Source organism: Lysinibacillus sp. C5.1 (assembly GCF_016350185.1).
GTDB lineage: Bacteria > Bacillota > Bacilli > Bacillales_A > Planococcaceae > Lysinibacillus > Lysinibacillus sphaericus.
In genome coordinates, this window is the sequence record NZ_CP066226.1 from 3,974,415 (window position 1) to 3,999,841 (window position 25,427).

Annotated in this window: 20 protein-coding genes, 8 tRNA genes and 3 rRNA genes; 3 read left to right on the forward strand and 28 right to left on the reverse strand. The window is 40.5% G+C overall.

All coding sequences use genetic code 11. The features are described 5' to 3' along the window. Positions 1-7 precede the first annotated feature (7 nt). The 12 genes from I5435_RS19570 to I5435_RS19625 form a co-directional block, all read right to left on the reverse strand. A tRNA-Thr gene (locus I5435_RS19570) sits at positions 8-83 on the reverse strand. A gap of 12 nt (positions 84-95) precedes the next feature. After that, positions 96-168: transfer RNA gene (locus I5435_RS19575), tRNA-Phe, on the reverse strand. Between the two features lie 19 nt (positions 169-187). Further along, positions 188-263 (reverse strand) — tRNA-Asp (locus I5435_RS19580). A 5-nt stretch (positions 264-268) separates the two neighbouring features. Beyond that, positions 269-343, reverse strand: a tRNA-Met gene (locus I5435_RS19585). Between the two features lie 27 nt (positions 344-370). Further along, a tRNA-Val gene (locus I5435_RS19590) sits at positions 371-446 on the reverse strand. Between the two features lie 20 nt (positions 447-466). Continuing rightward, positions 467-541, reverse strand: a tRNA-Glu gene (locus I5435_RS19595). Positions 542-565: 24 nt separating this feature from the next. Then, positions 566-657: transfer RNA gene (locus I5435_RS19600), tRNA-Ser, on the reverse strand. A 5-nt stretch (positions 658-662) separates the two neighbouring features. Beyond that, positions 663-739: transfer RNA gene (locus I5435_RS19605), tRNA-Asn, on the reverse strand. Between the two features lie 18 nt (positions 740-757). Then, positions 758-873, reverse strand: a 5S ribosomal RNA gene (rrf, locus tag I5435_RS19610). A 115-nt stretch (positions 874-988) separates the two neighbouring features. Next, positions 989-3,916, reverse strand: a 23S ribosomal RNA gene (locus I5435_RS19615). Between the two features lie 367 nt (positions 3,917-4,283). Beyond that, positions 4,284-5,836, reverse strand: a 16S ribosomal RNA gene (locus I5435_RS19620). Together the 16S, 23S and 5S rRNA genes with 8 tRNA genes alongside form the textbook arrangement of a ribosomal RNA operon. Before the next feature lie 351 nt (positions 5,837-6,187). Next, positions 6,188-7,072 carry a nucleotidyltransferase-like protein gene (locus tag I5435_RS19625; RefSeq protein ID WP_069509412.1) on the reverse strand — a complete coding sequence of 295 codons (885 nt, stop codon included), beginning with the start codon at positions 7,070-7,072 and terminating at the stop codon, positions 6,188-6,190. 150 nt (positions 7,073-7,222) lie between these two features. Here I5435_RS19625 and I5435_RS19630 point away from each other — a divergent pair, with 150 nt between their 5' ends. Beyond that, entirely contained in the window at positions 7,223-7,576 is a 354-nt protein-coding gene (locus I5435_RS19630; RefSeq protein WP_024364572.1) for a YgzB family protein, read from the forward strand. Between the two features lie 77 nt (positions 7,577-7,653). Here the strand turns inward: I5435_RS19630 and I5435_RS19635 are convergent, their stop codons facing one another. The 5 genes from I5435_RS19635 to bcp form a co-directional block, all read right to left on the reverse strand. After that, positions 7,654-7,992 (reverse strand): hypothetical protein, encoded by a 339-nt coding sequence (locus I5435_RS19635; RefSeq protein ID WP_337982838.1) that lies wholly within the window; start codon positions 7,990-7,992, stop codon positions 7,654-7,656. A 66-nt stretch (positions 7,993-8,058) separates the two neighbouring features. Then, a complete protein-coding gene (locus I5435_RS19640) occupies positions 8,059-8,424 on the reverse strand; it encodes a hypothetical protein (RefSeq protein WP_025220593.1) in 366 nt (121 codons plus the stop codon). Positions 8,425-8,988: 564 nt separating this feature from the next. Further along, complete coding sequence (perR, locus tag I5435_RS19645; RefSeq protein WP_024364570.1) at positions 8,989-9,432, reverse strand: peroxide-responsive transcriptional repressor PerR; 444 nt, start codon at positions 9,430-9,432, stop codon at positions 8,989-8,991. A gap of 115 nt (positions 9,433-9,547) precedes the next feature. Further along, a complete protein-coding gene (locus I5435_RS19650; RefSeq protein ID WP_337982839.1) occupies positions 9,548-10,492 on the reverse strand; it encodes a D-2-hydroxyacid dehydrogenase in 945 nt (314 codons plus the stop codon). Next, the gene (gene bcp, locus I5435_RS19655; RefSeq protein WP_337982840.1) at positions 10,492-10,965 is read right to left on the reverse strand and encodes a thioredoxin-dependent thiol peroxidase; all 474 of its coding nucleotides are present in this window, start codon (positions 10,963-10,965) and stop codon (positions 10,492-10,494) included. Before bcp ends, I5435_RS19650 begins: the two co-directional genes overlap by 1 nt. 131 nt (positions 10,966-11,096) lie before the next feature. Here bcp and I5435_RS19660 point away from each other — a divergent pair, with 131 nt between their 5' ends. Beyond that, positions 11,097-12,383, forward strand: a complete 1,287-nt coding sequence (locus I5435_RS19660) for a glutamate-1-semialdehyde 2,1-aminomutase (protein WP_024364567.1) — start codon at positions 11,097-11,099, stop codon at positions 12,381-12,383. Positions 12,384-12,703: 320 nt separating this feature from the next. Beyond that, entirely contained in the window at positions 12,704-13,792 is a 1,089-nt protein-coding gene (locus I5435_RS19665; RefSeq protein ID WP_025220594.1) for an FUSC family protein, read from the forward strand. A gap of 112 nt (positions 13,793-13,904) precedes the next feature. Here I5435_RS19665 and I5435_RS19670 read toward each other — a convergent pair whose 3' ends face one another. The 11 genes from I5435_RS19670 to I5435_RS19720 all read right to left on the reverse strand — a co-directional run bounded on the left by I5435_RS19670 (position 13,905) and on the right by I5435_RS19720 (position 25,359). After that, the gene (locus I5435_RS19670; RefSeq protein WP_337982841.1) at positions 13,905-14,951 is read right to left on the reverse strand and encodes a toxic anion resistance protein; all 1,047 of its coding nucleotides are present in this window, start codon (positions 14,949-14,951) and stop codon (positions 13,905-13,907) included. A 22-nt stretch (positions 14,952-14,973) separates the two neighbouring features. Next, positions 14,974-16,605 (reverse strand): YceG family protein, encoded by a 1,632-nt coding sequence (locus I5435_RS19675; RefSeq protein ID WP_337982842.1) that lies wholly within the window; start codon positions 16,603-16,605, stop codon positions 14,974-14,976. Between the two features lie 26 nt (positions 16,606-16,631). Next, the gene (locus I5435_RS19680; protein ID WP_024364563.1) at positions 16,632-17,444 is read right to left on the reverse strand and encodes an HAD family hydrolase; all 813 of its coding nucleotides are present in this window, start codon (positions 17,442-17,444) and stop codon (positions 16,632-16,634) included. 12 nt (positions 17,445-17,456) lie between these two features. Further along, complete coding sequence (locus I5435_RS19685; protein WP_337982843.1) at positions 17,457-18,557, reverse strand: cysteine protease StiP family protein; 1,101 nt, start codon at positions 18,555-18,557, stop codon at positions 17,457-17,459. Further along, positions 18,557-19,918: a phosphoribosyltransferase family protein gene (locus tag I5435_RS19690; protein ID WP_337982844.1), complete on the reverse strand. Its 1,362-nt coding sequence runs from the start codon at positions 19,916-19,918 to the stop codon at positions 18,557-18,559. The genes I5435_RS19685 and I5435_RS19690 overlap by 1 nt, the downstream gene beginning before the upstream one ends. Further along, complete coding sequence (locus I5435_RS19695; RefSeq protein ID WP_337982845.1) at positions 19,875-21,092, reverse strand: HpcH/HpaI aldolase/citrate lyase family protein; 1,218 nt, start codon at positions 21,090-21,092, stop codon at positions 19,875-19,877. The genes I5435_RS19690 and I5435_RS19695 overlap by 44 nt, the downstream gene beginning before the upstream one ends. 145 nt (positions 21,093-21,237) lie before the next feature. Further along, on the reverse strand, positions 21,238-21,813 hold the full coding sequence (locus I5435_RS19700) for a TerD family protein (RefSeq protein ID WP_025220601.1): 576 nt from the start codon (positions 21,811-21,813) through the stop codon (positions 21,238-21,240). A 35-nt stretch (positions 21,814-21,848) separates the two neighbouring features. Continuing rightward, on the reverse strand, positions 21,849-22,430 hold the full coding sequence (locus tag I5435_RS19705) for a TerD family protein (protein ID WP_025220602.1): 582 nt from the start codon (positions 22,428-22,430) through the stop codon (positions 21,849-21,851). Positions 22,431-22,461: 31 nt separating this feature from the next. Continuing rightward, a complete protein-coding gene (locus I5435_RS19710; protein WP_024364557.1) occupies positions 22,462-23,076 on the reverse strand; it encodes a TerD family protein in 615 nt (204 codons plus the stop codon). 369 nt (positions 23,077-23,445) lie between these two features. Further along, the gene (nikC, locus tag I5435_RS19715) at positions 23,446-24,339 is read right to left on the reverse strand and encodes a nickel transporter permease (RefSeq protein ID WP_029747432.1); all 894 of its coding nucleotides are present in this window, start codon (positions 24,337-24,339) and stop codon (positions 23,446-23,448) included. Between the two features lie 15 nt (positions 24,340-24,354). Next, positions 24,355-25,359 (reverse strand): ABC transporter permease, encoded by a 1,005-nt coding sequence (locus I5435_RS19720; RefSeq protein WP_024364555.1) that lies wholly within the window; start codon positions 25,357-25,359, stop codon positions 24,355-24,357. Positions 25,360-25,427 lie beyond the last annotated feature (68 nt).

Genomic DNA, 25,427 nt, shown 5'->3' on the forward strand with positions numbered 1-25,427 from the left:
GAAAACATGGTGCCGGCTATAGGAATCGAACCCACGACCTACTGATTACAAGTCAGTTGCTCTACCTGCTGAGCTAAACCGGCAAAAAAACATGATGGGTCAGGACGGAATCGAACCGCCGACACTTAGAGCTTCAATCTAATGCTCTACCAACTGAGCTACTGACCCATATTTATTATTTTAAAAATGGCGGTCCCGACCGGGATCGAACCGGCGATCTCCTGCGTGACAGGCAGGCATGTTAACCGCTACACCACGGGACCATTTTTGGTTGCGGAGACAGGATTTGAACCTGTGACCTTCGGGTTATGAGCCCGACGAGCTACCACTGCTCCACCCCGCGATAATACTATTTTGATTTTTTAAAAAATGGTGGAGGATGACGGGCTCGAACCGCCGACCCTCTGCTTGTAAGGCAGATGCTCTCCCAGCTGAGCTAATCCTCCATCTGGATATTCGTTATAAATGGTGACCCCTACGGGATTCGAACCCGTGTTACCGCCGTGAAAGGGCGGTGTCTTAACCGCTTGACCAAGGGGCCTTTATGATTGAAATCCTAAAGTGCTGGCGGAGAGTAAGGGATTTGAACCCTTGAGACAGTGTTAACCGCCTACACGATTTCCAATCGTGCTCCTTCGGCCACTCGGACAACTCTCCAAGAATGGCTCCGAAGGCAGGACTCGAACCTGCGACAACCTGATTAACAGTCAGGTGCTACTACCAACTGAGCTACTTCGGAATAATTTTAGTATGTATAGCCTAGCGACGTCCTACTCTCACAGGGGGAAGCCCCCAACTACCATCGGCGCTAAAGAGCTTAACTTCCGTGTTCGGTATGGGAACGGGTGTGACCTCTTTGCCATCATCACTAGACTATTTGAAAGACATTACCTATTATAACATATATCATTATAATTACAAGTATTTAAGAAATACTTTTTTATTCTTTCAAAACTCGATAAACGGTTCATTGAATGTTTCAAACTTTTTGGTTAAGTCCTCGATCGATTAGTATTCGTCAGCTCCATGTGTCACCACACTTCCACCTCGAACCTATCTACCTCATCGTCTTTGAGGGATCTTACTTACTTGCGTAATGGGAAATCTCATCTTGAGGGGGGCTTCATGCTTAGATGCTTTCAGCACTTATCCCGTCCACACATAGCTACCCAGCGATGCCTTTGGCAAGACAACTGGTACACCAGCGGTGTGTCCATCCCGGTCCTCTCGTACTAAGGACAGCTCCTCTCAAATTTCCTACGCCCACGACGGATAGGGACCGAACTGTCTCACGACGTTCTGAACCCAGCTCGCGTACCGCTTTAATGGGCGAACAGCCCAACCCTTGGGACCGACTACAGCCCCAGGATGCGATGAGCCGACATCGAGGTGCCAAACCTCCCCGTCGATGTGGACTCTTGGGGGAGATAAGCCTGTTATCCCCGGGGTAGCTTTTATCCGTTGAGCGATGGCCCTTCCATGCGGAACCACCGGATCACTAAGCCCGTCTTTCGACCCTGCTCGACTTGTAGGTCTCGCAGTCAAGCTCCCTTGTGCCTTTACACTCTACGAATGATTTCCAACCATTCTGAGGGAACCTTTGGGCGCCTCCGTTACCTTTTAGGAGGCGACCGCCCCAGTCAAACTGTCCGCCTGACACTGTCTCCTGCCCCGCTAAGGGGCATGGGTTAGAATTTCAATACAACCAGGGTAGTATCCCACCGACGCCTCCTTCGAAGCTGGCGCTCCGAGATCTCTGGCTCCTACCTATCCTGTACAAGTTGTACCAAAATTCAATATCAGGCTACAGTAAAGCTCCACGGGGTCTTTCCGTCCTGTCGCGGGTAACCTGCATCTTCACAGGTACTATAATTTCACCGAGTCTCTCGTTGAGACAGTGCCCAGATCGTTACGCCTTTCGTGCGGGTCGGAACTTACCCGACAAGGAATTTCGCTACCTTAGGACCGTTATAGTTACGGCCGCCGTTTACTGGGGCTTCAATTCGCAGCTTCGCTTGCGCTAACCACTCCTCTTAACCTTCCAGCACCGGGCAGGCGTCAGCCCCTATACGTCACCTTACGGTTTTGCAGAGACCTGTGTTTTTGCTAAACAGTCGCCTGGGCCTATTCACTGCGGCTCTCATGCGCTTGCACGCTCAAGAGCACCCCTTCTCCCGAAGTTACGGGGTCATTTTGCCGAGTTCCTTAACGAGAGTTCTCTCGCACACCTTAGGATTCTCTCCTCGACTACCTGTGTCGGTTTGCGGTACGGGCACCTCTCACCTCGATAGAGGCTTTTCTTGGCAGTGTGAAATCAGGAACTTCGTCCATACGGACTCGCCATCACAGCTCAACGTTACAGTGTGCGGATTTGCCTACACACACGCCTTACTGCTTGGACGCGCACAACCAACGGCGCGCTTACCCTATCCTACTGCGTCCCCCCATTTCTCAAACGGTGAGGAGGTGGTACAGGAATATCAACCTGTTGTCCATCGCCTACGCCTATCGGCCTCGGCTTAGGTCCCGACTAACCCTGAGCGGACGAGCCTTCCTCAGGAAACCTTAGTCATACGGTGGACGGGATTCTCACCCGTCTTTCGCTACTCATACCGGCATTCTCACTTCTAAGCGCTCCACCAGTCCTTCCGGTCTGACTTCAACGCCCTTAGAACGCTCTCCTACCACTGACATCGTAGATGTCAATCCACAGCTTCGGTGAATCGTTTAGCCCCGATACATTTTCGGCGCAGCGTCACTCGACCAGTGAGCTATTACGCACTCTTTAAATGATGGCTGCTTCTAAGCCAACATCCTGGTTGTCTGTGCAACGCCACATCCTTTTCCACTTAACGATTACTTTGGGACCTTAGCTGGTGGTCTGGGCTGTTTCCCTTTTGACTACGGATCTTATCACTCGCAGTCTGACTCCCGTGTATAAATATCTGGCATTCGGAGTTTGTCTGAATTCGGTAAACCGGGATGGCCCCCTAGTCCAAACAGTGCTCTACCTCCAGTATTCTCATCACGAGGCTAGCCCTAAAGCTATTTCGGAGAGAACCAGCTATCTCCAAGTTCGATTGGAATTTCTCCGCTACCCACACCTCATCCCCGCACTTTTCAACGTGCGTGGGTTCGGGCCTCCAGTAAGTGTTACCTCACCTTCACCCTGGACATGGGTAGATCACCTGGTTTCGGGTCTACGACCACGTACTAATTCGCCCTATTCAGACTCGCTTTCGCTGCGGCTCCGCCTTCTAAAGCTTAACCTCGCACGTAATCGTAACTCGCCGGTTCATTCTACAAAAGGCACGCTATCACCCATTAACGGGCTCTAACTACTTGTAGGCACACGGTTTCAGGATCTCTTTCACTCCCCTTCCGGGGTGCTTTTCACCTTTCCCTCACGGTACTGGTTCACTATCGGTCACTAGGTAGTATTTAGCCTTGGGAGATGGTCCTCCCGGATTCCGACGGAATTTCACGTGTTCCGCCGTACTCAGGATCCACTCTGGAGGGAACGAACTTTCGACTACAGGGCTTTTACCTGCTCTGGCGGACCTTTCCAAGTCGCTTCATCTAACTCATTCCTTTGTAACTCCGTATAGAGTGTCCTACAACCCCAAGAGGCAAGCCTCTTGGTTTGGGCTCTTCCCGTTTCGCTCGCCGCTACTCAGGGAATCGATTTTTCTTTCTCTTCCTCCAGGTACTTAGATGTTTCAGTTCCCTGGGTCTGCCTTCAAGACGCTATGTATTCACGTCAAGATACTACGCGATTAAACGTAGTGGGTTCCCCCATTCGGAAATCTCCGGATCAAAGCTCACTTACAGCTCCCCGAAGCATATCGGTGTTAGTGCCGTCCTTCTTCGGCTCCTAGTGCCAAGGCATTCGCCGTGCGCCCTTAATAACTTAACCTATCGGCTTCCAATCCACTGCGCATTTCGTTGTCAGCTTCTCTCGTTCAATCAGTCACGTACGTAAGTACGCTCCTTCATTCACTCGTTCGCTTCCTAGAACTGCTTGTGTCTTGAAACCCTATTTAGTTATTAAGCCTAAAAAACTTAATTAAAAAATAAATGTGTTTGTTACAATTTCAATGTCGTTTTATCCAGTTTTCAAAGAACAAATTCACTACCTGCTTCTACTTCTTCGTAAATTTGCGACGAAAGCGTAGCGACAGGAGCACAGTTTTGAAGTATTTCATCGTAATGATGAACCTTCAAAACTGAACGCAAAACGTAATCTTACAAACCCAAGGTTTGTATTCCGAAAATATCCTTAGAAAGGAGGTGATCCAGCCGCACCTTCCGATACGGCTACCTTGTTACGACTTCACCCCAATCATCTATCCCACCTTCGGCGGCTGGCTCCAAAAGGTTACCTCACCGACTTCGGGTGTTACAAACTCTCGTGGTGTGACGGGCGGTGTGTACAAGGCCCGGGAACGTATTCACCGCGGCATGCTGATCCGCGATTACTAGCGATTCCGGCTTCATGTAGGCGAGTTGCAGCCTACAATCCGAACTGAGAACGACTTTATCGGATTAGCTCCCTCTCGCGAGTTGGCAACCGTTTGTATCGTCCATTGTAGCACGTGTGTAGCCCAGGTCATAAGGGGCATGATGATTTGACGTCATCCCCACCTTCCTCCGGTTTGTCACCGGCAGTCACCTTAGAGTGCCCAACTAAATGATGGCAACTAAGATCAAGGGTTGCGCTCGTTGCGGGACTTAACCCAACATCTCACGACACGAGCTGACGACAACCATGCACCACCTGTCACCGTTGTCCCCGAAGGGAAAACCATATCTCTACAGTGGTCAACGGGATGTCAAGACCTGGTAAGGTTCTTCGCGTTGCTTCGAATTAAACCACATGCTCCACCGCTTGTGCGGGCCCCCGTCAATTCCTTTGAGTTTCAGTCTTGCGACCGTACTCCCCAGGCGGAGTGCTTAATGCGTTAGCTGCAGCACTAAGGGGCGGAAACCCCCTAACACTTAGCACTCATCGTTTACGGCGTGGACTACCAGGGTATCTAATCCTGTTTGCTCCCCACGCTTTCGCGCCTCAGTGTCAGTTACAGACCAGATAGTCGCCTTCGCCACTGGTGTTCCTCCAAATCTCTACGCATTTCACCGCTACACTTGGAATTCCACTATCCTCTTCTGCACTCAAGTCTCCCAGTTTCCAATGACCCTCCACGGTTGAGCCGTGGGCTTTCACATCAGACTTAAGAAACCACCTGCGCGCGCTTTACGCCCAATAATTCCGGACAACGCTTGCCACCTACGTATTACCGCGGCTGCTGGCACGTAGTTAGCCGTGGCTTTCTAATAAGGTACCGTCAAGGTACAGCCAGTTACTACTGTACTTGTTCTTCCCTTACAACAGAGTTTTACGAACCGAAATCCTTCTTCACTCACGCGGCGTTGCTCCATCAGGCTTTCGCCCATTGTGGAAGATTCCCTACTGCTGCCTCCCGTAGGAGTCTGGGCCGTGTCTCAGTCCCAGTGTGGCCGATCACCCTCTCAGGTCGGCTACGCATCGTCGCCTTGGTGAGCCGTTACCTCACCAACTAGCTAATGCGCCGCGGGCCCATCCTATAGCGACAGCGAGATGCCGTCTTTCAGTATTGTCCCATGAGGGACAATAGATTATTCGGTATTAGCCCCGGTTTCCCGGAGTTATCCCAAACTATAGGGTAGGTTGCCCACGTGTTACTCACCCGTCCGCCGCTAACATCAAAGGAGCAAGCTCCTTCTCTGTTCGCTCGACTTGCATGTATTAGGCACGCCGCCAGCGTTCGTCCTGAGCCAGGATCAAACTCTCCATAAAAGAAATTTGATTAGCTCAAATTGTTTTGCTGGCATCAATTATGATGTCCAAAATTTTGTTTCGTTCACTAACAAAGTTAGCTAGTAAAAACTATATTGATTACGTTTTGCTTGTTCAGTTTTCAAGGTTCATTTTGTTTGGTCGTTTTTCAGCGACTTCTTTATATTAACATCTCATTCAATTTGTGTCAACAACTTTTTAAAAGTTTTTTTCACTAATTTTCTCGAATGTTTCTGTTACGTCTTAGCGACAATTAATATAATACAATATCAGTATATTAAACGTCAACACTTTTTTCAAAAAAATATCGAGGTACATTTTTATACCTCGATTACTAGCATACTACAAGGTTTATTCAATTTCTATAGACTCTTTATTCACCTTATAATGTCGATGAAATATCATCTCACTTTTTGCAACGACAGGGTCAATCAAAATGTAGCCTTTCCCCACTAAATATTCTACGAATACTTCTAAGTCAACAGAATAGTTTACAAGCTCATGGTGATCATGTAATTCCTGAATAGTCCATGACTCTTTTGTTTGCATTACTTCTAATATATGTTGCGCTCCGTCATGTGTACGTGAATGAATTAAAAACTCACTTGCTAAAAATAGAAGCTCTAAACGCTTTTCAATTGGTTCACTGCTCATAACTAGTTCTTCGTAGAGCTTGTAAATGGCTGGTTCAATTTTTTTCACTTGTGCCCAGACTGTAACTTCTGGATACAACCCACTATCTATAATGGACAATCGCCCTAAATGATGCAAGGAATCCACTACATGATTGTATGCATCAAGGTAACTACCCTTATCAAAATATTCTTTTCCTTCTAAGTAACGTCGAATTAACTTTGAGAATTGAATACCCGTTTTAATTTTCCGACCACTAAACGGAAACTCTTGCAGTTCGATTTTTAGTTTATGAAGGAACTCATTGCGATCAAACAACACTCTCCCAAAGAAAATCCAATCAACGACTTTCTTATTAGAGCCGATTAGTAACCACTTCCGTAACAATTTTTCTGTAACAGTATGTAAGGCTACCTTATTTCCCTCATATAGGTAGTGCTTTGTATAAACAGGCTGATCCGCTTCTTTCACGATAATTAGTAATACCGTATCAAATGTGTCAGTAACATTACTTTGCTCTTCACGTTTCTCCATTAAAATAACACCTAATGTATTAGACTGACTCGCGCGTTCTTGATATATAGGACGCAATACTTGCTCCATGTTCAGCCCTCCTCTATTTATTGTAAGACCTTTATTTCGTTAAAATTTCGACATACTCTAAAACTATTCCTTCTTTGACTCCTACTCAAAGCTAAAATACTTCGTTCTTATATGTTATAGTAGATTTTAGATTGGGAGGCAAGATATTGTATGAAACCTTACAAAAGTAAAATTAATAAAATCCGTTCATTCGCATTAGCACTTATTTTTATCGGCTTTGTTGTTATGTATGGGGGGATATTCTTTAAAAACAATCCCATCCTTGTCTTAATCTTCATGACACTTGGTTTACTATGTATTATTGGTAGTACAGTTGTCTATGCTTGGATTGGTCTTCTGTCTACAAGAGCCGTTCAAGTAGAATGCCCAAATTGTCATAAGCATACGAAAGTTTTAGGTCGAGTTGATATGTGCATGTACTGTAATGAACCGTTAACTCTTGATCCTACACTTGAAGGAAAAGAGTTCGACCAATCTTATAATAACAAAGCAAAAAAATCCTAGTCCTCAAGAGCTAGGATTTTTTATTTGTTCTAACTGAAAGCAACATGGGGAATACTTTCTCCACATCACTATTAACTTTATCCTCTACCAACAATGACAGTGATCGTATGATCTAGCTTACCATCACGATAGACAAAAACATTCGCTGTTGTTGAAAAATATGTAATTAACCTACCAGTGGATGTTACAGATATAGAATTATTACTAGTAACATAAGTCATACCAGGCTCATGATAAGTTAATTGGTAATTACTACTGTTAGTAGGTACTCTAACTGTATAATCTCTGATATTGAGTTTTATTACTGCTTGTACTGAGCGTTCGTTACTAGCAGCCTTGGCTTCCGGCATTCCAAAAGATAGTCCTGAAATACTCACTAATGTAATCATTGATAAAAGAAATACTTTAAATTTCATTTAAAAACCTCCTATTCAATTAATCTTCCTTTTTAATTGATAGTGGATTGAGATTTTTAATGGATATTATATGCTTACTATATATTTAGAAATTTGTTTCTCCTTTTGACCAGCTATACCAGTTTTGAAAAATTGCTGCTGGTTCTGCCTGTCATCGAATGATTTTATCATTTGCTCTACTAATTTTTGCGTAATCATAGCATTTACGTCACCAGACGACTGTTCTTTTTCTTCATGTTTAGAAATCTTCACTTCTCTAACAATTACTTTTTCACCATTTTCCTTCGTTACTATATGTCGTACATAACCATTTTCTTTTTTTATTTCGTATGTTGCTTTTCTTTTTTTGTTTGTTAGAAATAAATCATCCGATAAACTTTCTTCTTTTTTTAATGTACTAAGGTAATTACTACTCCCTAAATGTACATTCATTATATCCCTCCTACTAGCTTTCCTAACTCAAAATGGATGAGGTGCTAAAAATTTCAGTAACTTAGACTTTTGAACCAAACTTTATATAAAAATCTCAATCAACATAAAAAACCTTGCTTTAGTACTTTCTCATAGCAACTTTACACGTTGAAATAGTGTACTGCACATCTAAGTATTATACTTGTGAAGTCAATACTCTTAACTACATATAACTCTAACTCCCTCCTTTTCAAAATAGAGTTCTTATTTTTGAATGTCACCAACTCCTTTTACTATTTTCTTAACTATTTTTTATCACAAAACATCAATATTGTAAATATTCAGTTTATTTAATTTGAAAATAATCGCTTTTTCCTATTCTTTATTAAACATCTAACTGTTTTTCCTATATACACTATTTTTTAATTGTTCTTTTATTCTACATCAATAGTTTTATTCCAATGATAAAAAGTGTATTAACATTCGGAATTATTCGCCCCATCATAACAAAAAAGCAAGCGAGCTATTGCCCACTTGCTTTTTAATCGTTTTCATCTATGAATTTATGTGAAATCCCAAGAAAACTTACTGTACTTTCGCTTCAACATCTTTACATGCTGGACATGTGCCATATATTTCTAGACGGTGTGAATGCACATCAAAGTCTGTTACTTGAGAAGCGAAATGTTCGATTTCATCTAAACCTGGGTAATGGAAATCGACAATCTTACCACAGCATTCACAAATCATATGATAGTGATCGTTGGTCACAAAATCAAAACGGCTTGAAGCATCCCCATACGTCAACTCTTTCACTAATCCTACTTCCCTGAAAACTCGTAAATTATTGTAGACAGTTGCTACACTCATATTCGGAAATTTCCCTTCAAGTGCTTTATAAATTTCATCGGCAGTTGGATGTGTCATCGATTGAATTAAATATTCTAAAATAGCATGACGCTGAGGAGTAATGCGCACACCAGTTGTTTTTAACGTGTCAAGTGCATCCTGTAAATGCGGTATAGACATCGTCATGCACCCCTTTTCATAAGTATTATTAATTTATAATTGTTATAATTAGTGTATCGAATTAAGCTAACATCTGTCAACATTCGCCTATGCGTCATCTAAATTAAATTACAATTTAATAGCCCCTCGACAAATCCATAACATTTTCTAAAGCGGTATCTCCATCCAACCATTTCGTCAAACTTGGCTTAAAAATAGCTAAGCTACGCTCTACATAACGTGAAGAATGACTTGAAACATGTGGTGAAACAATTACATTCGAGTATGACCATAAAGGATTGTTTGCACGAAGTGGTTCTTCTTCAAACACATCTAATACGGCATAACCAATCTCACCCGCTTCAATAGCACGAATAAGAACTTTCTCATCTACTAAATTTCCACGACCAAAATTCATGAAAATGGCATCATTTTTCATAGCATTAAAATGCTCATCCTTCAATAAGTGCGTAGTATTCGGTGTTTTCGGTAAGACAGAAAGAACGATATCCGCCTTAGGCAAAGCTTCTATTAACTTGGTGAAATTCACCATCTCATCCATATAAGGTGCTGCATTACCTGAACGGTTACAGCCTATTGTTGTTACCCCAAACGCTTGTAGTAACCGACCTACTTCCGATCCAATGGCACCCGGTCCTAAAATAAGTGCTGTAGTATCTCGTAATTCCGTTTGCTTTCCTTTTTTCGACCATTCACTTTTCTTTTGTTGCTCATACATCCATGGCAATGCACGCTTAATGGCTAAAATATGAGCAAGTATTGACTCGGCCATCGGTGTTTTATGAATCCCTCGCACATTAGATACTAAAATATCGCGATCAATAATGGCTTGTGCTGGCATTTTCTCTACACCTGCCGAAGCAACAAAAATCCACTTTAGTTTTGTAGCATACTGTATATTGGCCTCGTTTAAATCTTCACCATATGTAACCAGTACATCTGCTTTTTGTAATTCATCCGTAGATAAACGATTTTCAAATACAAAATCACATTGTGGGAATTCCTCTACTAACGGTTTACGTAAATCTGGTCTTGGCTCAAACGTAAAATAGATTCTCATTACTGCTCCTCCTGCTTAGCTAAAAAAGCGTAAACTTCTTCAATATGATTTTTCACACGCACTTTCCGCCATACCTTTACAAGCTTACCTTCCGTATCAATTAAAAAAGTAGAACGTTCGATCCCCATATATTCACGTCCATACATTTTTTTTAAGACCCATACACCATAAGCCTCAGCTACAGCGTGATCCTCATCCACTAAAAGAGAAAATGGCAGCCCATGCTTATCAATAAATTTCGTATGCTTTTGAGCATCATCAGGGCTCACACCTAATACAACTGCATTCAACTGACTAAAGTCATCGTGCTTATCACGGAAATCACAAGCCTCTGTCGTACAACCTGGTGTCATATCTTTCGGATAAAAATACAAAATAACATATTTGCCTCTGAAATCTGCTAATTGCACTTGCTCCCCCTTGTCATTAACAAGTGAAAAATTCGGTGCTTTTTGTCCTTCTACTAAAGTCATATTAAACTCCTCCTTTGCATGTCTTATTTTACTCTAAGTCACAAATCAAGTCATATCCCTTATTTTCTTTGGATTTCTTACACTGATAGGTCTACAATAGATTAAGTATAATGACTTAGGAGGCAATATTAATGAATCACTCAAAATCAGAAGCAGTACACGAAGAAGCGCTTTTGCATATCGTTGGTGGTGTGAACAGCCCTTCTCGTTCTTATAAAGCAGTAGGTGGTGGCTCCCCTGTTGCAATGGCCCGAGGAAAAGGAGCTTATTTCTGGGATGTTGACGGCAACCGTTATATTGACTATTTAGCTGCATACGGTCCAATTGTTACAGGGCATGGACATCCACATATTGCGAAAGCAATTTCTCATGCTGCTGAAAACGGTACATTATTTGGGACACCAACTGAATATGAAGTAACCTTCGCAAAAATGCTAAAAGAAGCCATTCCTTCAATGGATAAAGTACGTTTTAATAACTCTGGTACAGAAGCGGTCATGACAACGATTCGTGTTGCTCGTGCTTATACTGGCCGTACAAAAATTATGAAATTCGCTGGCTGTTACCACGGTCACTTTGATTTAGTATTAGTAGCTGCAGGTTCTGGCCCAGCTACATTAGGCACACCAGACTCAGCAGGTGTAACGACTGCAACTGCTGAAGAAGTGATTACTGTACCATTTAATAATCCACAAGCTTTTACTGAAGCGATGGATGCATGGGGCGATGAAATCGCTGCTATTTTAATAGAGCCCATTGTCGGCAACTTCGGTATTGTTGAACCAAACACTGGATTTTTGGAGTTAGTGCACGCTACAGCTAAAGAAAAAGGGGCACTGACGATTTATGACGAGGTAATTACTGCATTCCGTTTCCATTACGGTGGCGCACAAACACTACTTGGATTAACACCTGACCTTACTGCATTAGGAAAAGTCATTGGTGGTGGTTTACCTATCGGTGCATACGGTGGTCGCAAAGAAATTATGGATACCGTTGCCCCACTTGGACCAGCATATCAAGCAGGGACAATGGCAGGAAATCCAGCATCGATGCAAGCTGGTATAGCATGCCTAGAAGTATTAGCAACTCCAGGTATTTACGATGAAATGGATCGTCTTGGTGCTATTTTAGAAGATGGTATTTTAACTGCAGCCAAAAAACACGGTGTCACAATCACTTTAAATCGTCTAAAAGGTGCACTAACAATTTACTTTACAGATGTAAAAGTTGAAAACTATGAGCAAGCAGAAAGCAGTGACGGAGAAATTTTCGGTCGATTCTTTAAATTAATGCTTAACCAAGGTATTAACCTTGCTCCATCAAAATATGAAGCATGGTTTTTAACTACAGAGCATACAGAAGCAGATATTCGTGAAACAATCGAAGCTGTCGACTATGCATTTTCACAGCTTTAATAGAAACAAAAAAAGGCGACACTCATTTGAGCGTCGTCTTTTTTTTATCCTGTTATACAAATCTATGTATTTTATAGAAACTTCCTTCTATAATGTAAAGAAGCATTCATTCCCTCGGTGTAAATACGTCCAGTTTTTTGAGTCTATCCCGAAAAGCTCAAGTAAAAATCTGTGACATCCGCGGGGTCTTTAACTTGATTGAGTAGATGTTTAAATTTACTGAAGCCAGTGTATAAACATGATTGTCCACTGTTATTGAAGTGGTGAACTGCTGCTGAAGCAAGTTAAAAATTTTAGACAGAAAGGACATCGATTTTTTTATGAAATTAGGTGCCCGTGTATTTAAAACTGGTGTAGCTATTGTCTTTGCGTTATTTGTTGCTGAGCTCCTGCAATTACCGTCTCCAGTTTTTGCTGGAATCGCAGCAATCTTTGCCATTCAACCGTCAATTTATCGCTCCTATCAAACGATTGTTGAGCAAGTTCAAGCCAACGTTATAGGAGCTTCCATTGCAGTTATTTTCGGTTTACTTTTCGGCCATCACGTTGTGGCTGTTGGCATTGCAGTCATTACAGCAATCGGCATAATGTTAAAGTTCAAGCTTGAAAAGTCTCTTTCCTTAGCACTTGTATCTGTTGTAGCTATTATGGAAATTCAAGGCGATGACTTTCTGACTTTCGGTCTTATCCGCTTTCTTACCATTTTAGTTGGGGTTTTAGCAGCATTTGTCGTCAACCTTGTGTTTTTGCCACCTAAATACGAAGTAAAACTTTTCCGCAAAATTTACTTTTTACAGGATGACATTATCCGTTGGACGCGTTTAGCTGTTCGTCAAGCCTCTGAACACACGTCTACTAAAACTGCTTTAAGCAAATTTAAAGACCGTATGCTGCGTGTGGACACACTCTATGATTTTTTTAAGGAAGAACGCAATTACTTTAAAAATAAAAAATTTGTTAAAGCACGGAAATTAGTTGTCTATCGCCAAATGATTACAACTTCTAAAAAAAGTTTAGAATTGTTACAACGGCTGCATAAGCATGAAAATGAATTGGCACAACTGCCGACTCAATTTCATTTAATGATTCAAGAACGACTGGACTTCCTGCTTACCTACCATGAGCAACTGTTACTGAAATATACAGGAAAATTAAAACCTGAGCATTCAGAATGGAGTAAGCATATCGACTACATTCAGCGCAATCAGTTAATGGAAATTTTCATCAATCAAATAACCTATGCGCACGCAGAAGGAGATACGGAATTTTCTAGCTATCATCTCCTTTATATTTTATCGCGTATTCTAGATTACGAAGAAAACTTAGAACATTTGGATACGCTCATTGTGTCATACCAAAGCCATCATGGTGAAGAAATCAACTTAGAAATCGAAGAAGAATTTATTTAATTTAAGTGCCAGTCACTCACACAATTTCCCCGAACAACGCAAATAAAAGCCGCAACAATCCGCGTGACAGCGGAGGTTGCGGCTTTTTGCTAAGTGCCAGTCACTCACACAATTATTGTGAGGCTTTAGTAGTTAAAGCCATTAGTTGCTGCTCTATTTGTTGGCGCTTTGTTGTTTGTTCGGCGCGTAGTTGACGGTAACTTGCAATACCAGTAATGATTGTCTCCCACATTTCTTCGAGCGTCAGCGTCGGCTCATTTTGTTGGGCATGCATTATACTCTGCGCAACAGCATTGCTGTTTGTTTCACCATATTGTTTCATACGTTTTTCAAAAGCGGCTGCCGATTTATCTTGTAGCTGTTGGCGTTTTTCATTTACTGCATTCATAATCCCCATCTTAAATACAGGAATGGTCGTGACAAAAGCTCCGTTTATTTGCTCCATTAATGCGCTATTGCCATTGCGTAGCATATCCATTTGTGTTGCCCCTAAAATAGCTACCATACGCGATTTCTCAAGCTCATCAATTTTTTGGGCAAGTGTTTCAGCAATCGCTTGTAACGTTGTAAGCTCCATTTTAGCGATTTGATTCCCTGTTTCACTTTGCTTGGTATACATCGGCATTAATGTTGTCTTGATTTCATCTAGCTTCATTTCTGCTGCTATAATATATTTTTCAAGCTCCAGATAGTATGTCAAATTTTCGTTATATAAACGAGCAAGCATCCGATTATCATTCGCCAATGCATCTTCCATTAGAACAAATTGATAATGGATTTTTTCGATATCTCTACCAAGACGATTATATTTTGCATACAAATCTTCTTTATTCCTTGGTGCTCGTTTAAACAGTTTGCTAAAGAAACTTTGTTGCTCCATCACTTCTTTTTTATCGAATTGATCCATCAAGGCTTCAAGCTGCTTTAATAAGTCATTCGATTCATTTACTTTTGACTGGGCAATTGTTTTTAATATTTGATCAGAGAATCGCGAAAGCTTAATGGCAGGCTCTTTACCAAGCTCTGTTAGTTCTATTTTATTTTTCACATTAATATGATTGGCAATATGCTGAACTTCAGGACTTTGACACAGCTGATGTTTTGTAAGATCTGCGGTTTCAGCTGTCAATCGTTCTATAGTTATTGCGCTATTTGACATCAAGTTCCTCCTTTCCAAGCAGTCAGAAGAAACGGTTAAACAATTTTTTAATCATTTTATCCGGTTTTGACTTTTGCTGCTTTGGCTCTTCAAATTGTAAGTCAAACACCATATGCTCTAAACGATGCCCATCAAACGTATCCTCTAGCAAATGCTTTTCTAAATCAAGCTTTCCTGTTGGATTGTAGAAAATAATATCCACACCAAAGCGATTTAAAAATGCAAATAATGCAATATCTTCGCGGGTCAATGTCGGTTGCTGAGGTGCTTGATAGAGCACCAACTTTGGTACTTCCTGTGCATAGTCAAAGCTTTGTAACAGGCGCAATATTTCCTTTGGAATCATCGTCATTTGCTTAAATAAAAATAATTGCAAATCATAGGGCGACTCATTAGGTTGTCGTTTAAGCAATGGCTGTTCACAAGAAGTTTTAATCGTATGAGCAATGGCTTGTTGTAACTCCAGTGTTAACTCCCCGTATTGCCACCAATCACTTTGCAAGATGCGCTCTGTAGATAGCTCACCATTTACTAAACAATGTTTATAGTGAAAATGGAAATTCGCTCTGCTCGTTTTAGCATACGGAAATTCCTGTACAAAAACAGTTTGCGGGCTAGCTAGCAACTGATGCATATTGGCCCAGTACTCTTCACGTCTACTAGAAACACCGCTAATTTTGGCAAAAATAACGGGAATAATTACTTTATCTCGGAGAGCCTCAAATTTCGGACGAACCATTGCCTTTTCGTTAGCATAAATAAAAATATCATCATAGGTCATGCGTAATGTTAATGATTGTGGCATATGATCTTTAAATTGCCAAGGTCGATAAACACCCGATTGATGGTCATGCATTAAATGCTCGTAATGTTGGCTAGAACTATAGCCAACCGTTGCTTGACGCTCTCGTAATTTATCAGGAAATGGTTGTAACGCTGTTTGACTTACGTAGGCGTACGAAACAGAAAATGCATCAGTAGGATCTACTGTTGCAAACTCATCAATCGCTGCTGGATGGAAGATTAACACATCACAGCCCAGCTCCATTAGTAATAGAAGAAAATAGCGCTGACTCATTGTTGTCTCACCATACCAAACAACCTTAGGAAAATCATCTGTCGGCTTCATCGTTTTTGTCCACTGAATCCAATGATTTTTTAGCCACTTGACCATATCTATTAAAAAGCGTCGGAAATCATTGGCCAGTAAACCGAGTGATTGCTGCTCTCGGAAGCGTTCCACTACACGCATCGTCACTAGCTGTAAATGACGATTCATTGAAGCATCATCGTGCTTAGGAATGAGTTGATGACCATACATCATGGCAATCAATCGATTTATAGACAAGCCTTTAGGGGATTGCTGATGTTGCTCTAAAATCGTTTGCAATGCTTGAAAATCCTTTTGCTCAATATGTTTATTTAATTCTTCACTTAATATATGAACATTGGGATTTTGGGACATTGTATATAAGGAATTAAAATAATCATCTTCTTCAATCGGTACGCCCAATATACGAACAGCGATACGACTAAAACGGATTTGTTGTGGTGTCACCTCGTAAACTGTTCGCACGTTCGCTGAATCTTGGAAGGCTTGTAGCCAATCATAAGAATCTCTTTCTAAAACAGATTCAATTGTGACTGTTTGCATACAAGCGTCACCTCCTTACATCATACTTACACAATTGGTTGCTTATTGGCCAATTGTAAAACATCTTCGAGTAAATATTTCGTAAAAGCTTCACCGTTATAAGGCGAATACATTGTGTTCTTTAGTATTTGTGGTTGTTTGTCTTTTAAATCGCCGTGGTTTGGTGTATAGCCTTTATCAGCAATAGCGAGCATGCCGTAATCCATTATGGAATCGCCTGCCGCCACGTGCATATTATATGTACAATGCTCCTTCAAATACGAGATTGCAGCTTCTTTTGTAAGCACTTTTGGCAAAAAATATAATTTTCTTCCTTGCAGCAAGACGTGCCAACCATGGACTGCAAACTCTTGAATCATTGCTTGCACTTCGACATCCTGTATAATATTGACATCGACATAATGGACATAAAATAGCTCATCAACATAAAACGATTGTTGAAGCCATTCATCTGATTGGTAGCTATTAAATTTACGTAGCAAATCCGCCTTTGGAATAGAGGAATCTTCTATTCGTTTACGTAATATTTTCGACCATTCCTTATTAGGATGTCCTTGTTCTATTATTGTACCGCCATTGCTCGTAATTGCAAAAGTAGGACGCAATTCTTTTATAACATGGATACGTTCATATTGATGCACTGCTCGCGTTGTAACTGGTACGAATAAAGTTTGTTGGTGGACTTGCTGCAATAATGACATCGTAACTTCCGTCATCATACTAAGTCCCACTCCCTCTTTTCGTTCGGCTATAATCGGTGCTGTTTTCGATGGGAATTTCTCCATCATGCGCTGGGAGTAAATAAGCGTACGATCTAAATCTGATGTAAATAGTAGCATGTCTTCTCTCCTCTACACTTCTTTTATTAAACCACAGCATGCATAGGACATTTGTGGATATTCTTCAATTTGAACATTTTTTTCTTTGGCTAATAGTAAAATGTGCGCCAATTCCTGTACATATGTTGGGTTAACTAAAATTTTCCATGGAACTCTTCGAAGTAAGACGCGCGTTGTTTCGCCCACGCCTGGTTTTACAAGATGATGATTGGTAATGCCATACTGTTGTTGAATAGCCACAACCGACTCCATTCCTTGCCATGTAATAGCAGATGATTTTCGCTCACAAAGTTGTTGCGCTACATCCTTCTGTACTTGTGTAAAATGGGCACTGATACGGTCTATATAGAAATTGGATACGTCGGCATCTTGTAGTTCTTTATAATATTTCGCCCCATGAAAATCAGTGCCATCCATAAACTGCTCATTCCATACCGTACGGCTCACTAAACCTGAAACCGTTGAATTTAAACATGCGGAAGGTATTAAGAAATCTGCTCGCGTGCCATAAATGGCTGCACAATGTCCTGGATCAGCAAGCACCGCTAATGTAGCATCCAGTTGTTGAATATTTTGTTCATTATAGCTTGCGCACGCTTGTTGTAATTCCCTTGTTATGGCCCCTTTCCCTGTCCAACCATCAATAAATTGAATGCGCGCATGTGGGTGCTGAGTAAATATATATCGAATAGCAGTCTCATCAATACCACGACCACGAAGAATCGATATCGTATAATGCGGAACGCTGACGTTATAATGCATTTTTATATATCGTTTAATTAAAATACCTATTGGCGTTCCTGCTCTCGCTAGACTAACAAGCACTAAATGCTCTAAACCTTGACGTGCTACAATTTGCTGTGCCACCACACCAACAGCTAGTGCAATGCGTTCTGCATAGTCTTCCAATGTTTGATAAAACAATGTCATGTACGCTTCGGAAGGAAGATATTCTACAGGCAACATTTCTGAATAATGTGTCCCCGATTGAATAAGTCGTTCCCGCTGTTCATTATCTATTTCTAAGCTTATGTTACTAATATCTCGTAGCAAAAACACAACATCTTCTGAAGAATAGCTTCCCATTTTATCTGGCTGTTTTATTTCATGCATTATATAGTCCTCCAGTCGTGCATACAAATAACGTAAATATTTGCGTTACTCTCTGCCTTCAATGCTTGCACTATCTTTGCAACGACCTCTTGATTGGCTATACGTTCTATGACTAAAAAAAGTTCCGAATACGGATGACTATGTAAGTTGTATAAGTAATTTTCGACACCATTATTTTCTGGACTTTCGAAAGCTATTTTATCAGTAATTGTGTAGGAAGGGTCATCTGCACAATAAATGGGACTACGTGTTGTTGATTGAAAATATACTTCCTGTCCTAAACAAGTCGCTATTTGCATTGGCACATACATAAATTCACCTGTTCCAATGACAAGTGCTGGACCACCTGTACGAAGTGCTCGTAATTGAGCCGCGATGGCTTGCAAAGTTTTCTTTTGCGCAACATGCTGCTCGGCTGTTATCGTGAATCGACCTGTCGCTAACATGTATGGCGCTCTATTGATAACGCCATTTTCAGCGATCGAATGGTACTGTTTTTGTTCGACTACCTCGTCCACTGAAAGCAAAGCTATGTCAGCTGTTTGCGGTAATGTTGCTGCTACTTGGTTGCTCGTTAAAAGCGGTGTACCCCCACAAGTAAAGTGCCCAGACATAATAGCTACAAAATCTATTGTTATCCCCCATTGCGCTTCTAGCTGAGCAAACATTGCTCGTTGTTTAGATGAACGCCAATCTAAAATTGATAATACCGAGTAGCGTTGGACATGAGGGAATTTTCGTTGCAAGGTTTCGATAATATTTACTACTGTATTGCCCGTCGTTATTTCATCATCAATAAGCACAATCTGTTTTGCTTGTAGCAATTTTTCTGGTTGTTCGCAATATACTCGATGACTTGTGGCATGTGAATGTTCTTCTTCAAATGTCACAAATGGTTCAAGCTCTGGCACTAGTTCACGTGTCGTATGAATATACGTAGCATTAGACTTAAAAACATTAAATACTGCATGCCCTAACGCTGTTGCTGTTTCAGCAAAGCCAATAAATAGCACGTCTTCTACTAGTTCCAATCCTTGTTCCTCCACTTGCTGCAAAATCTCTTGCACATTATCTCTATTTTGCATAGCCTGTACAACAGACTGTACTAACAAAGGCTCTTTTCCTGTCAATCGCTCATAATACATCATAGCTAGTAAAGCCCCTGTCAGTATCGGTACTTGTGGCTGGACTGCTAAATGCTTACCAAGAACTGTACTAACAAATAAAAACTGTCTCTTTTTATTAATGCGAGTCGCCATTTTAAATAAATCTGTTATGGCAAAATCATAAGGATTGTCAGTAATATCAATTGCGATTTTATAATCCTGAATAATGTTCAACTTGTTGTCGAGCTTCGTCATCCGTCTTTCCTCCTACTGTTGTATTCAATAAAAGAGAGGCAAAATTTGCAGATTCATTGTATACACCATAAATATATGCTTGGCGTAAAATTTGCTGCGCCCATCTCATATGTGGTTTCATTTCATTCATTTTATTGGCATAATGGCTTTTTAAAACACCCTTTTGCCCATTATTATTTTCAACAATACTGATGGCATCTAAATACTCCTCATACGAAACAACATACAAGGCATGAACAATTCGAATATGGCTAGGATGAATAATCGTTTTACCCAAAATACCATTTTGTTGATCTAATAGTACTTCCTTCATTAGGCCATCTAAATAATCATCGAGTAGTGCCTTACGGGCAAACAACGCTCCTTGTTCACTGAACGGAGTGGCTCTAAGCGTTGGCTTTAATACACGCTCATTGCTGAAATACTCCCAAACTGGCCCCGAAATAACAAAGTCATCTTCTTCACGCCCAAGTACATTGACGATATCTGCAATGCAATCTCGAATTACAGCAATATCGTAAATGGTTGCGTCTACTCTGCGTCGAATTCCGTAAATCCCACAAAAATCGGTCGCACCAATACGGACATTTAGTACACGTTTTCTGTATTGACGGAGTACGTCTTTAATCGCAAATAATGCTGTTATGCGAGACTCCTTATATAAAATGTCATGACTTTCTAAAATCGGCATCCCATATAACGTTAGTTGATGCTGTGCGATTGTTTGCTCTAGTATTTCAAAATAAGTTCTCCCTTGTACTGCTGTAAATTTAGGAAACACGTAGCCTGTAATCACTTCTTGACGCTTTCCTAATCTAGAGGTTAAAAGCTTAAATTGTTCAACACTACGCACACGAATAAATAGAAGCGGTAAATCTTCAAGTAATATATCCTTGTGAAGATATAATGTATAAAGTGTACTGATATCTTCTATAATTTTTTCTTCACAACTTGTTAGCTCTGCATCCCCAACTGCATCTTCTAAATCGATAACAAGTGACTTTAACTCTTGATATTTTTGCGATTGTATCATGTCAATAATGTTAGGCATAGACGCAGGCATATATAATGTTGCACCTAATGCATAGGACAAAATATCAGGTGAATCTAATTTCGTAAATTTGCGTGGTTGTTGATAAAAAATCGTCTCCGCTTCTGTTGCAAAATATTGCATCCAATTCTCTCCCCATTCAAGAATGATTTTGTAAAAAAGACACTGCATCAACCTGTTTTATACAGACTAATACAGTGCCTTCCATTACGTCGCTTTCCCTATTCAATTCATAATCGTAACCATCTAGTTATAAACGGCACTTTAATTATTGCAGTCCATAAGCATTGATTAATGCAGCTAAACCACCTTGATAGCCAGAGCCAACAGCAGCAAATTTCCACTCGCCATTATGTCGGTAAAGCTCACAAAATACGACCGCTGTCTCTATGCTGAAATCTTCACCTAAATCATAACGAAGTACTTCTGAACCGGATTCTTCGTTCGTTAATCGAACATAAGCGTTTAGTACTTGTCCAAAGTTTTGACGGCGACCTTCCGCATCATAAATTGTCACGGTTACAACAATTTTTTCGATTTGAGGAGACACTTGTTTTAAATTAACAAGAATTTTTTCATCGTCACCATCACCTACACCAGTACGGTTATCACCCATATGCTGAACAGATTTGTCTGGACTTGTTAAATTATTATAGAAAATAAAGTCTTGTTCATTACGGCATTTTCCTGATGCATCTAACAAAAACACAGATGCATCTAAGTCAAAGTCATTTCCTCCATCGAATTGTTTAACATCCCAACCTAAACCAATACCTACATTATTTAAGCCTGGGTCTTGCTTCATTAAATCAATGCGTTGTCCTTTACTTAACTGAATACCCATTAGAAGAAACTCCCTTTCTCATATAAAGTTAAAAGTTAGTTTACGTTTAAACCATAATCATTACAAAGTGCCGCTAAACCACCTTGGTATCCAGCACCTACTGCGTTGAATTTCCATTCACCATTGTGACGGTATAGTTCTCCGACAACAACAGCTGTTTCAATACTAAAGTCTTCACCTAAATCATAGCGCACAATTTCTTCATTCGTCGCAGCATTAATAATGCGGATAAATGCGTTCGATACCATACCAAAGTTTTGGCTACGTGCTTCTGCATCATGGATTGTAACGGTGAATGCTAGACGTTGCACATGGGCAGGTACTTCATTTAACGAAACTTTAACGATTTCGTCATCCCCTTCACCAATCCCTGTTAAGTTATCGCCAGAGTGTTCAACAGAACCATTACCACCGATAGTATTGTTGTAGAAGACAAAATCATTTTGGTCTGCTACTTTCCCTGTATCAGCAAGTAAAAAAATAGAAGAGTCTAAATCAAAATCATGTCCACCATCGTATTTATTCGTATCCCAGCCTAAACCTACAATAACATTTGATAATCCTGGATTTGTTTTTGTTAAATCAACTTTTTGACCTTTTTGTAATGAAATACCCATTTGTATTCCTCCTCAAATTTATAATTTATAATTATTGATATCTTCGAACTACATCACCAAGTTTTACATCGTTTGTACCGTTACCAATAGCGGCAAATTTCCACTCGTTGCCGTGACGATAAATTTCACCACAAACTAGTGTTGTTAAATTCGAATAATCATCACTTAAATTATAGCGAATTAATTCATTGCCTGTCTTGTCATCGTACACGCGAATATACGCATTTTGAATCATACCGAAATGTTGATTACGACCAGCCGCATCATAGATGTTTACAACAAATACTAATTTATTGTATTGTGCAGGCACAGCTCCTAACTCCACTGTAATGACCTCATCATCACCTGCACCGTCACCTGTTAAATTATCGCCAGAATGCTTAACTGATCCGCATTTACTTGATAATTTCCCGAAGTAAACGACGTCATCTCCTGCCAGTATACGATCATCTTGCAACATTAAAACTGATGAATCACAGTCAACATCTCTGCCTCCTGATCTACCACTAGAAAATAAGCCACCCAATAAGCCACCACTTTTTGTTTGGCCTACTGGATCCCATCCTAAGCCTACTTTAATTTTATTTAAACCAGCATTGCCTTTTGTTAAATCTACACGCTGTCCCTTTTGTAAATTAATCCCCATGTTAAAGCCCTCCTTAATTTGCATACTTGCTAAAAAACCGTGAATAGTATTTTAAATATGTTGATTAACATGTTTTAGCAACTCCAATAATAGAAACGTTCAGTTACTGCTTTCTTGCGGAAGTCGAATAACTTTTCGCTACATATTGTAATTGTCCGATCCATTTCCTTAATCAACTGTCCAATACACTGCTTTAAATTTTTCAATTTATAGCTATTACGTCAAAAAGTATGTATCAACATACATTAAGTCTAAAATAATATTACATAAAATTCAAATAATGGCTCCACATGAAAGTAGATTTTTATATTCTCCCTTTTTTACCAAATAAAAACCTTCTAGCTTTTCAGTAGAAGGCTCTTTACCATATTAACTTTTCATTTTCGGATCGAGCGCATCCCGTAGACCATCTCCCATTAAATTAAACCCTAATACCGTAAGCATGATAGCTAACCCTGGGAAAATCATCGTCCATGGTGCTTTTAGTAAGTAGATACGCGCGTCAGCTAGCATTTTTCCCCATTCAGGTGCTGGTGCCTGTGCCCCTAATCCGAGGAAACCTAGAGCAGCCGCTTCAATAATCGCCGTCGCAATGGCAAGTGTCCCCTGCACAATAATCGGTGTCATCGAATTGGGTAAAATATGTGAGAATAAAATACGTGAATCACGCATCCCTATCGCTTTGGCAGCTACGATATATTCTTCTTCTTTTACACTCAACACTTTTGACCGAATTAAGCGCCCAAAGTTTGGTACATTAATAATCGCAATGGCAATTAATGCATTTTGTAATGATGGCCCAAGTACAGCCACTACAGCAATTGCTAATAAAATACTAGGAAACGCCAACATAATATCAAAAATGCGAGAAATAATCGTATCAACCCACTTGCCATAATACCCTGCAAGAATTCCAAGTAAGCTCCCTACAATAACTGAAAGAATTACAGCAAAAAAACCAATTCTTAACGAAATACGGGCACCATGAATAATTCTAGAGAATATATCTCGTCCAAAGTCATCTGTTCCAAACCAATGTGCACTGGAAGGCGCCAATAATCGTTTCGATAAGTCCTGTTCATTGATTCCTTGTGGCGCAATGGAAGGGCCAAAAACAGCAAGGACAATAAAAAATATGACAATACCAGCACCAACAAGGGAGATTTTGCTTTTTTTAAAGCTGCGCCAGCCCTCTCTCCAAGGCCCTGCCGCTCGCTCTTGACTTGCCATTGCTTCTTTTTTTATATCTATCGCACCAGTCATTATCGCATCTCCCTCCTATTTGTATTTAATGCGTGGATCTATCACAGTGTAAAGTAGATCGACAATTAAATTAATCATAATGAAAATAAAAGCAACAACTAAAATACCCGATTGTATAACTGGATAGTCTCGGAATCCGATTGCATCATAAATATAACGACCAATGCCAGGCCAACTGAAAATGGTTTCTGTTAAAATGGCACCACCTAGTAGCAACCCTGTTTGTAAACCAATAACTGTTAACACTGGAATAACGGCATTTTTCAATGCATGTTTGTAAACGACGATAAACATTTTTTGTCCTTTTGCTCTCGCTGTTCGAACATAATCAGAGCGCATGACCTCAAGCATAGACGAACGGGTAATCCTTGCAATAATCGCCATAGGAATCGTAGCAAGCGCCACCCCTGGTAAGATTAACCGCTTTAACACTTCTGTAAATTGATCAAATCTGCCTTGCATCAGTGTATCCAGCAAATAAAAATGCGTAATTGCGGTTATCGGGTCTCGTACATCATTACGTCCAGATGTAGGCAACCAACCAAGCTGAATGCTAAATGCCCATTGTTCCATTAAACCTAACCAAAACACCGGAACAGATACACCAATTAACGCAACAACCATAGCGGTATAATCAAACCATGAATTTTGGAACCAAGCTGAAATAATACCTGCATTGACACCAATAATGACTGCTATAATCATTGCAAATATCGCTAATTCTGCTGTTGCCGCTAAATAAGGAAAAATCTCTTGTGACACAGGTAACTTTGTACGCAAAGACACGCCTAAATCGCCCTGAAAAATCCCCCCCAAATAGCCAAAATATTGCGTATACCATGGTTTATCTAATCCTAAACTTGCGTTTAATGCCTCAACCGCCTCTTTCGTCGCCTGCTGACCTAAAATAACTTGTGCAGGATTACCAGGAATTAGACGAATGAGCATAAAGACGATAAAAGTCATTCCAAGCAAAACTGGGATTAATTGAAATAAACGTCTTCCCATATAGTGAAGCATTTTCTTCACCTCTCTGTAATTTTCTAATTATACTTTTGCTGCGAAAAGCATGAAGTCTATACACATAC